Genomic DNA, 13,131 nt, shown 5'->3' on the forward strand with positions numbered 1-13,131 from the left:
ATAAAACAAATAGTACATCTATTTACTTTTGATCAGTGAAATAATTCATTTATTTTAAAAAAAAATCCTTTTTACATGACATTGGTCATAGTTTGTGTTATTTTTAAACTATAGTATTGTTTCATCAAAGGAAATAAGCCTATGAGTCGTACCCACAACTTGAAGAGAAAGCTTTTTAAATTCAATCTAATTCCTCCCAGGAAATGGCGCCCTGCTGCTACAATATTAATGGGCGCTATATTCGGGCTTGGCATTTATATGATCCGCTTGAGCAACGCCACGTCATATCTTTCAGATGATCCTCAGGCATGTGTCAACTGTCATATTATGACGCCCCAGTACATAACATGGACCAGAAGTTCACACAGAGAGGTAGCCCACTGTAATGACTGCCATGTTCCCCATGATAATATCGCCAACAAATACTTTTTCAAGGCTAAGGATGGATTATACCATTCTACCATTTTCACATTACGTGCAGAACCCCAAGTAATCCGGGCTTTGGAACCTTCAATCAATGTCATCCAAAACAACTGCATACGGTGCCATGAAAACCAAGTCACAGAAGCTAAGCTTCTTGACGTGGTCGAAAACCACCATCCACACAGAACCGATAGAATTTGTTGGGAGTGCCACAGGGAGGTGCCCCACGGAAAAGTCAGGTCTTTGGCTTCTGTTGGGCATCAGATAGAACCTATCAGAGCACATGCTCCACCAGATCTTGAAATCATTCCCAAATGGCTTAAGGAGTCAATGAAATCAAAAAAATAAATACCCATTTAAAACCACAGCACTATGAAAAATTGGATTCTTTTCGGATTGACAGCCGTAATTGTCTTTCTCCTAGCCATGTTAGCCTACACCATCATGGATAGAAAGACTGAAGCAAGGTTTGCTTATCAGCCCAAAGTTATTCTGGAAGGGATTGAGCCCCGTGACTCTGTATGGGGGCTCAATTATCCACGTCAATACCAATCTTACATGAAAACCAAGGATACTACTTTTCAAAGTATGTACAATACAAGTGGATTCAAAGATGTACTTGACGACCAGCCAGAGCTTGTCATCCTCTGGGCAGGTTACGCCTTCAGCAAAGATTATAATCATCCAAGAGGTCATGCCTGGGCCATAACAGATGTCCATAATACTTTGAGAATAGGATCACCTATGGAGCCCGGTGATGGACCACAGCCATCTACCTGTTGGACATGTAAAAGCACTGATGTCCCCAGGCTTATGAGTGAAATGGGTTTAACAGAATATTATAGCCACAAACTTTCTCATCTGGCTACTGAGGTCATCAATCCAATCGGTTGTGCAGACTGTCACAATCCCAAAACCATGAACCTTACCATCACTAGGCCTGCACTAGTTGAAGCATTTGAGGCTATGGGCAAGGACATCAATCAGGCATCCCACCAACAAATGAGATCTCTTGTCTGCGCTCAGTGTCATGTCGAATATTATTTTGACAAAACAAGACCTGGTGAAGAAGATGCGGCCTATCTCACTTTTCCCTGGAAAGAGGGCTTAAGCGTAGAATCAATGGAAAAATATTTCGACAATATTGATTTTGCAGACTGGACACACCCGATCAGTAAAACAAAAATGATAAAAGCCCAGCATCCTGATTATGAGCTTTACGAAATGAGTGTTCACGCCAAAAGAGGAGTATCCTGCGCGGATTGCCACATGCCCTATAAAAACGAGGGGGGACAAAAGTTTACCGACCACCACATAGGTTCTCCCTTAAGCAATGTTGAAAATTCATGCTTCGTCTGCCATAGGGAAAAACAGGAAGACCTCCTGACCGATGTTTATGAAAGACAAAGGAAAGTAAAGGAGGGATCCTCCAAATTGCAAAAACTTATTGCTATGGCACATATAGAAGCCGGAAAAGCTTGGGAGCTTGGAGCAAGTGAGGAACAAATGAAGAGTGTTTTGGAAGGTATAAGACATGCACAATGGAGATGGGACTTTGTGGTCGCTTCGCATGGTGGAGCTTTTCACGCGCCTTTGGAATCCAGCAGAATTATTACCTCGGCAACAGGTATCATACAGGAGGCCAGAATCAACCTGACACGAATATTAGCAGACTTGGGGCATAACAAGCCTGTAGAGATGCCTGATTTCAATGACAAAGACAAACTTCAACTTTATATAGGCTTGGATATCCCTAAAGAAAAAGCTGCCAAAGAAACCTTTTTGGAGCAGGTGGTACCCCAATGGCTTAAAGAAGGTAAAGCCAGAGAAGCAAAAAAAGAAGTTAAAACCGTAAGCAGCAGGTAAAACCTGAATCACCATGAAAAAGCTAATGGTTTTAATCGGGATATTTCTTTTAGGAATATCCCAGATGGATGTTCACGCCCAATTCAGCATAGATGGGCAGTACATCATGCGCACGGAATATAGAAATGGCTTCGGTCAAATGATAGATCGATCACAAGATCCCTTTGCTTTTATAGCTCATCGGGCAAGAATACAAGCCAGATACGATACAGAACATATCAGTTTTTACATGTCTGTTCAAGATATCCGGGTATGGGGAAGCACTCCCCAAGTCAAAGCCACTGACAATTTCCTCTCTGTGCATGAAGCCTGGGCGTCTGCCAACTTTTCAGATACCTGGAAAGTGAAAATAGGAAGGCAGGAACTCAATTACGACAATTTTAGATTTCTGGGAAATCTGGATTGGGCACTACAGGCAAGAGCACATGACTTTTTGCTTTTCCAGCATGAAAAAGAGGATATGAAATTTCATTTCGGGGGAGGGTTCAACCAGACCACCTTAGCATTGACGGATCAGCCTTTTTTTACTCCGAACCAGTATAAGATTGCCCAGATGGCCCGCTATGAAAACAAATGGGGGAAAGTATCTTTTTCTGCACTTTTCTGGAATGATGGCAGAGAATGGCAGACTACAGACCAGCAGACGGGGGCTGTCATTGACAAGGGAGTTAGGTATAGAAGTACCCTAGGCGTTCCCACTTTGCGTTACAATTCCGGCAATTCCCAAATCTCCACATTTTATTATCATCAATTTGGAGAAGATCTCAACGGAAGAAGTATCAATGCTTACAATTTCAGTGTAGCATACAATCATACAATCCCTATCAACAAAGAAGAAGGTCGAATTTGGACGCTCTCTGCCGGTTTAGAGCATATCAGTGGAAATAATTCAGGGACTTTGGGAAATGAGGCTTATAGTCCTCTATATGGCACGAATCATCTATTCAATGGGTACATGGATCTATTTTATGTGGGAGGAACTCATGAAAACACCGTCGGGTTGCAGGATTATTTTGTCAAGTCACGCTATGCTTTCAACAAGAATTTCTTCCTACAGGCTGATTACCATTTGTTTTATTCAGATGCTGATATAAATTATTTAGGCACTGAATTCTCTTCTTCCCTACCAGATGGTAAATATTTCGGTTCTGAATTGGATCTCTCGCTTGGCTGGATAGTCAATGATGCTTTTTCGGTACAGGGAGGCTACAGTCAGTTTTTTGCAACAGATGTTTTTCACGCCGTCAAGGGAGTTGCCAATCCAAAAAACACACAGAACTGGGCTTACATGATGTTGATTTTCAGGCCTACGATGAAAAATAAATTTATAGGAATACTTCTATGATTATGAAATACTTAAAACACCTGTTTTCAACTAAAATAACACTTGTCCTCTTATTGGCCTTCGCTACTTCTATGGGCATAGCGACCTTTTTGGAGAACGATCACGGCACGGCTGTGGCCAGAGGTCTCGTATATGAAGCCTGGTGGTTTGAAGTAATCATGATCTGGTTGGCTGTCAATTTTATCAGTCACATCGGCACGTACAAATTATTCCATAAAAACAGATGGCCTGTTGGTCTTTTCCACATTGCTTTTGTAATCATCATATTCGGTGCAGGAGTGACACGCTACCTTAGCGAAGAAGGCATCATGCACATACGACAGGGCCAGGAAGAAAGTACATTCTTCACAACAGCACATTATTTCCAGCTCAAACAGACAGGAACGCAGGATGCATCCCAATATGAAAAGGCACTTCAGCTTTTACCTAAAAACTTCAGCCCTAAAACAATTCAGGCCAAGATTGACGGGAAGACGTTTTTTGTGGAGTTTGAAGACTATATCAAAGGTGCCAAGGAAGATTTCATCCCCGGGCAAGAAACCTTTCTCAGCATTGCCGTGGCCATGGGAGGCGGAAGGGAAGACTTCCTTGTTGATCAGGGTAAATATATCCGCCTGGGAAATCTTAGCCTCAGCACACTCAATGATCCCGAACACCCCATAAGAGTTTACAAAGAAGGAGATGCTTGGCTGATCAGTTCGGACGAACAGTTACAGGTCATGTCTATGCAAACACAGCAAATGAGTAGTCTGTCTGCCGGAGAAACCAATGCCCTTCAGTTGATGACGTTATACCAATGGGACGGTGGAGCCTTTTTAATCAGGGAAATCCAGGAAAATGTTAGCGTAAATTATGTAGCGGAAACAGACGAAAGCCAAGCCAAAAATCTTCCTGATGTGATCAAGTACCGTATCATGGATGAGGACAGGCAGGAAATCTCAGAAGCTTTTGTCAAAATGGTAAGTTTCCGACCAGCTTGGACATCTTTTCAACATGAAGGCAAGCAATATTCCATGACATTTGGGCCCAAACCCATTGGCCTCCCATTTAAGCTTTATCTCAATGCCTTTGAATTGGAAAGGTATCCTGGCAGCCAAAGCCCTGCATCCTATGCCAGCGAAGTCATGGTAATGGATGCTGGCAGTGAGTTTCCCTACAGGATCTATATGAATAATGTATTGGATCATAAGGGCTTTAGGTTTTACCAGTCTTCCTATGACAATGACGAAAGAGGTACAGTGCTCGCTGTCAATCAGGATCGCCCCGGTACTTATATTACCTACCTGGGCTATACCCTTTTGACATTGGGCATGCTGCTTACCCTCTTTGCCAAAGGGAGCAGGTTCAGAATATTGAATTTCAAACTGAATAAAATTCAAAGAGAAAAAGCCATCAAAAACACCCTGAATCCAGGGCGGGAAAAAGTCAGTTATGCTTCAGCCTTAATCTTACTATTATTGGTGATTTGGGGCATGAACAGGCCCCAAAACCAAATCGAATATGGAAAGGATACCGTTGTACCGGTTGAACACTCCCAAGCTTACGGTAATCTAATAGTTCAGGATCTCGATGGCCGGATGAAACCGCTCAACACCCTTGCAAATGAAATCGTCAGAAAACTAACAGGGAAAAGTTATGTTAGCCTCCCAGCAGATCAAGGAGAAATCCGCTTAAGTCCAGAGCAGTTTCTTCTGGCTGTTCAAATGAATCCTTCAGGATTTAGTGAGTTGCCTCTGATTAAAGTGGATAGGGCAAAATCTTTAGAAGTATTCCAGACCCTGGAAACCGAACCTGCAGACAGGCTGGCCTTCAGAGACTTTTTAGATACAGATGGCAAATACCTCATCCAAGACCTGGTTGAACATGCTAACAAACTGAAGCCGTCTGAAAGGAATGAAGGCCATAACGAGCTTCTCAAAACCGATGAGCGCTTTAATATTTTTTATGGACTTCTTACGGGAGATTTCCTAAGACTCTTTCCCAACAGACTTGATATGAACAATACCTGGTATACTGGTCAACAGTATATGCAAGGCTTTGAAGAGGAGGATGGAATCTTTGTGAAAAATATCACTCCCCTGTATCTTCAATCAATTCAGGAATCCATGGAAAGCGGAGATTGGTCAGGAGCAGAGGAAACATTAAACTATATTGCTTTATACCAAGAAAAAGCGGGGGCAGAAGTTTACCCCTCTGACACTGAGATCAAAGCAGAACTGCTGTACAACAGACTTAACCTAGGCACAAAATTATTCGGACCTTTTTGGCTATTAGGCTTTCTCATGCTCATTATCGCGATTTTCATGCTTTTCAGAAGGCCAAAACTGCTGGATTCCGCATGGAAGGCAGGGATTATATTGGCTTGGGTAGGTTTTGCCACCTTTACTTTCCACTTGGCTCTGCGCTGGTATATAGCCAAACATCCGCCATGGAGTGATGGCTTTGAAATGCTGGTATTTGTAGCTTGGGGTGTTTTGCTTATTGGCTTGGCCTTCGGGAACAAGTCCAAGTTCACTGTGCCACTGGGTCTGATTTTCTCCGGGACACTCTTATTTGTGGGCTTTTTGGACTGGCTGAACCCGGAGATTACCAACCTGATGCCAGTCTTACATTCCTATTGGCTTAAAATCCATGTGGCTGTTATAGTCAGTGGCTATGCTCCTTTGGCCTTGGCTGCAGTCATTGCACTCTTAAGCTTGCTTTTGGTCATATTCAAACCTAAACGCCCGAAAAATTCCTGGTGGAACAGCCTCCGGGAATTGCAGATGGTCAATGAAATGTCCATTACCATCGGATTGTTTTTATTAACTATTGGTACCTTTTTAGGCGGTGTTTGGGCCAATGAAAGCTGGGGCAGGTATTGGGCATGGGATCCAAAGGAGACTTGGGCACTGATATCAGTAATCGTTTATGCCATGGTTCTTCACTTACGTTTGATCCCTGCTTTCAAAAACGGACTCATGTATAATTTGGCAAGTTTGTGGGCATTCGGTGCGATTATCATGACTTCTTTCGGAGTAAATTACTATTTATCAGGTTTACATTCATACGCCAAGGGAGATCCTGTACCGGTACCTATTTGGGTTTATTGGCTGATTTTTATTTTAATCATTATTTCAATTTTGGCTATCTGGAAATACAAAAAGCTTGATAATGAAGACAATGAAAAACTTGCAGTTTAAAAAATCATATTCAAAAGCATAAAAAGATTGGGCTTTTAGCTTGTATTAGAGGATGAAATATATTTAAAAACTTATTTGATCTCGAATCAAATTCATGGTTTTTTCTCATGAATTATAATTTTGATTAACTTTTACTTAAACAAATCGTTGATTACATTTGAACTAAATATCCTTGGGTTCATACATATAATTAATTTGTTTGATAATGAAACAATCATTCTACACACTGCTTTTAATTTGCGGTTTATTTTTCGCCCATCAATTCCAGACCAATGCTCAGGGATTATACAATGCAAGAGGGTATTGGGAAGAAAGCAATAAGCCTACTTACAGAGAAATTAGAATCAAACAAAATACTGGAGATCTGCTTACAGCGGAAGAACTGGAATATTTGAATGATCATGAAGTTTACTTAAACCGGTATTTTGAACGCATGTCCGATTCTGAAAAAGACAGGTATTATCAAATGAAGGATGAATGGGATCGGGAACTCAGTAATATCAAATCAAGGGAAAGCAACCAGGGTGAATTCGAATGGAGAGGCAGGGACAGGTTTGTCAGTATAGCCTATGGCTTCTCTTATGGACTGGCAGCTGTATCGATTTTTGAAATAGACAATGTGGGAGCGGTCGGCGTCCCCTTGGTGATGGGAGGCCTCTGGGCTTTAGGTCCTGTCTTCAATCCAAAGAAATTTGAGGACATCACCAGACCGGTACTCAGAGCCAACAACTCTGGCAGGCTACTGGGCTGGATCTACGGCGGCTCTCTGGGCCTATTAATCGCTGGAAATTCAAACTCTGGCAGTCAGGTCTTTGCCGGTCTTGGCGCTGGGGGAAGTATTGCTTTGGGAGAGTGGGCCTTCCAAAAGCAGAAAAGAGAAAATTATTCAGAAGGACATATAGAAACACTCAGGCATTATGGTATTCTTGGTTCCTGGGTGGGTGCTTCCGGACTTGGTGCTTTTCAAGTTGTCAATACCAATGCTTACGGTGCAGGGATTCTGGCCGGGGGAGTTTTGGGACTGGCCATAGGCAATCAACAATCCAAGAAATATCCTTATACCATAGGAGATGCCGAAAATACGACCGTCCTAGGGCTGATCGGTACAGGTTTAGGCTTTGCCATTGCCGCAGAATCCCTAAGCAACAGTGAAAGCTCAGCAATTATTCTGGTTCCTGCTGTAGGTTCTGTTTTGGGAACTGTATTTGGTCATAAATCTGCCAGAGGAGTATTTCTCACCAAAAAACAGGGCAGCACCATAGGTTATTCCACCGCTGGCGCTGCTTTGCTTGGTCTGGGATTGATGGCTATAGTGGAAGCGGAATCAGGCGCTGCAATTATTGGTGTACCTTCTGCCCTGGCATTGATCACCCAACAGATACTTTTCCAAAATTTCAAAAAAGAAAACCAAAGCCAAACATTTGCTCAAGAACTTAAATCAAAAACCGGACTGGATTTCTCCGTCGACATCAATCCTGAAAATTATTTTGTCAATCAGCGCATGCCCTTGATATCTGCCACCCAAGGCTTGAATATAAATCCGAGCCAACCCATTGTGAATCTGAGTTTGAGATTTTAAAGAGAACTGAAATAGTTATGAAGGCTGGATCTATTGGTCATCAGCCCCTTTATTTACTTTAAAGTTAAAGACATCAGGCCTATTGTAATGTCCTGCAGGATCAAAGTCCATTCTTGCCTGTATTAAATCTCCAAGATCTACTTCTGCAACAAGCAATCCCTCTTCATCAAATAATGGGCCTGCCAATATTTTCCCTAAAGGGGATACAATCACAGATCCTCCTTGGCTGAGGATTTCAGGTCTGTCCTTAGCTAATTTATCCCTAAGGTCCTCCGGGTAATCAGATTTTGTAAAATATTGATTGCAGGCAATCACAAAACACCTCCCTTCTAAAGCGATGTGAACCATTGATGCTTGCCAGGTATCTCTGGAATCTGCAGTTGGGGCTAAATAGATTTCCACCCCCTGGCCATACATTGCCATTCTGGCCAAGGGCATATAATTTTCCCAGCAAATCAGTCCTCCTACCCTTCCAAATTCAGTATCAAAACTAACCAAGGTACTTCCATCCCCTTCACCCCAAATGATACGTTCGGCAGCAGTGGGTTTTAATTTTCTATGTTTTCCCAAAAGTTTGCCTTCCGGACTAAAATATAAAAGGGTACAATACAACGTCTTCGTAATCAAGTCTCTTTCTGTCACCCCTATGGCCAAAAACATTCCATACTTATTGGCTGTCTCGGCAAGCAAGGCAGTTTCCTTCCCGGGGACTTCCACACTATTTTCCCAATACTGTTGGAATTGCCTCCTCCCCTCCGCTGTCCTGCTGCCTACTACGGTACCGAAATCCATTCCAGCAGGATAGGCAGGGATGAAGCTTTCGGGGAACAGTATGAGGTCTACACCCTTATCTGAAGCCATCTCCATCCAAGCCAATACTTTTTCCAGTGTCTTATCTTTATCCATAATTATTGGAGTGGCCTGTACGCAGGCTAGGGTGATTTTATTCATAGGACTGGTTTATTTGAATTGAAAAACTGATTATTAATCCAGAAATATTGAGACAAATTGACAGGGTTAAAGATCTTCTGTATTCTTGAGCTTGAATTTTGTATATTTTAAAGCCAAAGACAATATAACAAAGAAGGAATATCAAAGTCGGTTTACCCGACAGCTTTTTTATTCCTGCTGAATTTTGGACCTAAGTAATGATTATCACAGAAAGCCAAAGGATCAAAGCCTAATTTTGTTTCCGTAAAGTATATGTTTAAGCTTTACAAATCAATTGAATTAAAGCAACAAAAAAGAAATTACTATGTTTTTCGAATTAGTATATGACAAAAGTCTGGCACAAGCCAGCTATGTGATCGGTTGTCAGGCAGGTGGAATAGCTGCGGTAATTGATCCCAAAAGAGATGTTGATACATATCTTAAAATTGCAGAAGCAAACAACCTGAAAATCACCCATATTCTTGAAACCCACATCCATGCTGATTTTCTAAGCGGATCAAGAGAACTCGCTGCCCTGACAGGAGCTGATTTGTATCTTTCCGACGAAGGTGATGAGAACTGGAAATATGAATTTCCGCACAATAAAGTAAAGCACGGTGATATCATCAAATTAGGAAATATCACTTTCGAAGCCCTGCATACTCCAGGACATACTCCCGAACACTTGAGCTTCCTTCTGACAGACAAACCCGCAAGTATGGAACCGGTGATGTTGTTTACAGGAGACTTTGTCTTTGTGGGCGATGTGGGAAGGCCTGATTTGCTGGAACAGGCTGCTGGCCTTAAAGGAACACAGGAAATCGGCGCAAGCCAAATGTTTGACTCCTTACAGGAATTCAATAAGCTGCATGAATTCATCCAAGTTTGGCCGGGTCACGGAGCTGGTTCTGCTTGTGGCAAAGCACTGGGTGCAGTTCCGATGACCACAGTTGGCTATGAAAAAATCAGAAACTGGGCTTTGCAAATGCTCAATGACAAAGCAGCATTCAGCAAGGAACTCCTTGCTGATCAACCAGAGCCTCCTAGGTATTTTGCAATGATGAAAAAGCTCAATAAGGTAGACAGAAAGCTCCTTACCGAAGTTCCTGTCATTCCCAATTTATCAGAGGCTGATTTTCAAAAAGTAAAGGCTGACGGACTCTCCATCATAGACACCCGTCCTTGGAAACAATATGCTGATGGGTTTCTTAAAGGAACTCTAAACATAAGCAACAACAATTCATTCTCTACTTGGATGGGATGGTATATGGACTATGCCTCAGATTTTATTTTAATAGCGGAAGAGGGTCAGGTAGAAGACCTTACCAGAAAGCTAATGAGAATCGGTTTGGATAATTTAAAAGGATATATCACACCAGCTCAATTGATCAATTTTGAAGGCGATAACCTTCAGAAGTATTCACCAATAAGTAAGGACACTTTAGAGTCCAAATTAGGAAGTGAAGATATTCAGCTCATAGATGTGAGAGGTAAATCAGAGTTTAAAAATGGGCATATTGATCATGCGGAAAATCTATTTGTAGGCAAGTTGGATCAAAACCTTGATAAGGTCTCAAAGGATAAACAAGTCATCATCCATTGTCAAAGTGGTGCGAGATCAGCCATTGCTTACTCTCTTTTGGTAGCAAATGGTTTTGATAATGTACTCAACTATTCCGGAGGATGGGCCGATTGGTCTGCATAATTTTTACTAAAGAGCCTGACAAGAAGCCAGGCTCTTTTTATTTTTTTGACACAAAAATTGCTGTTTCAACCTAACTTTTCCTTTGGTTCCTATTACACATGTTTAAGAATACTTTACTGAATTCTATTATCAAATTTCCATTAATTTCCATTTACCTCTATTGAAGGCCCATGCACTTACCAAAGCATGTACTGAATGACTAATAGCTATGGCTACAAATACACCTGTAGCACCTAAACCTAGGACTTTTGCCATGAAGTAAGCAAAAGGAATCTGGAAGCCCCAAAGCACGGCAAGGTTGATAATGGTAGGTGTGCGTGTATCTCCCGCCCCATTAAGCGATTGGCTCATGACCATCCCATAACCGAAAAACACATAACCCAAACAGATAATAATCAGGCCGTTGCGACCCACTTCAATAACAGCTGCCTCCTGATTAAAAATTTCAATAAAATAGCCAGCCCCAGCAATGAATACAATGGAACATAAACCAAGGAAAATTGCTGTAAGATGTGCTGAAAACCAGGCTGATTTTTCTGCTCTAGCAGGTTGCAATGCTCCTAGGTTCTGTCCTACGAGTGTGGCTGAGGCATTGGAAAGCCCAAATGCAGGAAGTAAAGCAAAAATAATCAACCTTATCGCAATGGTGTAGCCTGCTAAGGCTGAAGAGCCTGACTCTGAGATAATCCGCATCAAAAATATCCATGAGGCAGATTCAATCAGGAATTGTCCCATTCCTCCTGACGCTACTTTGATGATTGTCCAAACAATTTTCCAGTTGAGCTGAAGACTCTCCCAATAGAATTTGATAATGGACTTCCCATTAAAAAGAACAAACAACTGGAACAAAACTCCAATCCCTCTTCCTGTGGTAGTAGCCCATGCTGCTCCTTCCAGACCCATGGCAGGAATGGGTCCAAGTCCAAATATGAGGATAGGATCCAGAATAATATTGAAACCATTGGCTATCCACAGGGCACGCATGGCGATGGCTGCATTGCCGGCACCTCTAAAAATACCATTAATCAGGAAAAGCAACATCACACAGACATTTCCACCGAAGATCACCTGTGTATACTTATAACCAGAGGCGATCAACTCGGGATTTCCACCCATGATGGACAGCATATTTTCCGCTTGCCATACACCTAATATAGCCATTGCTACAGCAAATATAGAGCAGACCATAATAGCCTGAAAAGCAGCCTTTGATGCTTCAATGGGCTTTTTCTCACCAATTCTTCTTGCTACAATTGCGGTAGCTGCCATACTCAAACCAATGGCTATGGAGTATATAATAGTCAAAACCGACTCTGTCAGACCCACTGTTGCTACAGCATCTACACCCAACTTCCCGACAAAAAAGATATCAACCACGGCAAATAAGGATTCCATGACCATTTCTAATATCATGGGAATAGATAAATAGAAAATAGCTTTTTTAATGCTGATTTGGGTAAAGTCCTCTTCCAAACCCCGTACAGCTTTTCTGAAGTGATATATAAATGTTCTGATAGTCATGTATGAAGGATTAAATAAACAGTAAAAAGGCTACCAGTCATTGGTAACACCCTTTTTTGGCTCCTATGTAAAAATTATACCTTCATAATGGCTCAAATTTGCGGGAAAAAAATCAAAATTGAAATAGAAATAAGAAAATTATCAAATAGGCAGGGGATTATGACTCATAACCCCTGATAATTCTCTGGATATATTTACCTACAATATCGAATTCTAAATTCACCTCATCTCCTACTTTGAGCTGATGGAAATTGGTGAATTCATATGTGTAGGGAATAATTGCCACGGAAAATTTTCCGTTTTTTGAGTTGAAACAGGTAAGACTTGTACCATTGATTGTAATGGAACCCTTCTCAACGGTTACATTTCCTTTTGACGGATCAAAGGAAAAATCAAACAACCAGGAACCGTCTTGAGAGGAAATGGAATCAACTTTTGCTACCTGATCTACATGACCCTGTACGATATGTCCGTCAAATCTTCCGTTGGCGGGCATACAACGTTCAAGGTTAATTTTATCACCTATCTTCCAATTTTTGAGATTGGTTTTTTCTAAAGTTTCTTGAATTGCGGTTACCCT

General features: G+C 41.7%; 9 protein-coding genes. 6 read left to right on the top strand and 3 right to left on the bottom strand.

Annotated elements, in window-relative coordinates; genetic code table 11:
* Positions 1-228 precede the first annotated feature (228 nt).
* The 5 genes from nrfH (at position 229) to EA341_RS14895 (ending at position 8,395) form a co-directional block, all read left to right on the top strand.
* The gene (gene nrfH / locus EA341_RS14875; protein ID WP_293015939.1) at positions 229-771 is read left to right on the top strand and encodes a cytochrome c nitrite reductase small subunit; all 543 of its coding nucleotides are present in this window, start codon (positions 229-231) and stop codon (positions 769-771) included.
* 24 nt (positions 772-795) lie between these two features.
* On the top strand, positions 796-2,289 hold the full coding sequence (nrfA, locus tag EA341_RS14880; protein ID WP_293015941.1) for an ammonia-forming cytochrome c nitrite reductase: 1,494 nt from the start codon (positions 796-798) through the stop codon (positions 2,287-2,289).
* Positions 2,290-2,302: 13 nt separating this feature from the next.
* Complete coding sequence (locus EA341_RS14885) at positions 2,303-3,634, top strand: alginate export family protein (protein WP_293015943.1); 1,332 nt, start codon at positions 2,303-2,305, stop codon at positions 3,632-3,634.
* A gap of 2 nt (positions 3,635-3,636) precedes the next feature.
* Entirely contained in the window at positions 3,637-6,816 is a 3,180-nt protein-coding gene (gene ccsA, locus EA341_RS14890; protein ID WP_293015944.1) for a cytochrome c biogenesis protein, read from the top strand.
* Between the two features lie 205 nt (positions 6,817-7,021).
* Complete coding sequence (locus EA341_RS14895) at positions 7,022-8,395, top strand: hypothetical protein (RefSeq protein WP_293015945.1); 1,374 nt, start codon at positions 7,022-7,024, stop codon at positions 8,393-8,395.
* Between the two features lie 30 nt (positions 8,396-8,425).
* Here EA341_RS14895 and EA341_RS14900 read toward each other — a convergent pair whose 3' ends face one another.
* Positions 8,426-9,346: a carbon-nitrogen hydrolase family protein gene (locus EA341_RS14900; RefSeq protein WP_293015947.1), complete on the bottom strand. Its 921-nt coding sequence runs from the start codon at positions 9,344-9,346 to the stop codon at positions 8,426-8,428.
* 304 nt (positions 9,347-9,650) lie between these two features.
* Between EA341_RS14900 and EA341_RS14905 the strand changes: the two genes are divergently transcribed.
* Positions 9,651-11,030 (top strand): MBL fold metallo-hydrolase, encoded by a 1,380-nt coding sequence (locus tag EA341_RS14905; RefSeq protein WP_293015949.1) that lies wholly within the window; start codon positions 9,651-9,653, stop codon positions 11,028-11,030.
* Positions 11,031-11,159: 129 nt separating this feature from the next.
* Here EA341_RS14905 and EA341_RS14910 read toward each other — a convergent pair whose 3' ends face one another.
* Both EA341_RS14910 and EA341_RS14915 read right to left on the bottom strand, forming a co-directional pair.
* Positions 11,160-12,551, bottom strand: a complete 1,392-nt coding sequence (locus EA341_RS14910; protein ID WP_293015951.1) for an MATE family efflux transporter — start codon at positions 12,549-12,551, stop codon at positions 11,160-11,162.
* A 157-nt stretch (positions 12,552-12,708) separates the two neighbouring features.
* On the bottom strand, positions 12,709-13,131 hold a 423-nt coding region (locus EA341_RS14915; RefSeq protein WP_293015953.1), incomplete at its 5' end, for a riboflavin synthase.

Origin of the sequence: Mongoliibacter sp. (assembly GCF_007692705.1) — a bacterium.
Lineage (GTDB): Bacteria > Bacteroidota > Bacteroidia > Cytophagales > Cyclobacteriaceae > Mongoliibacter.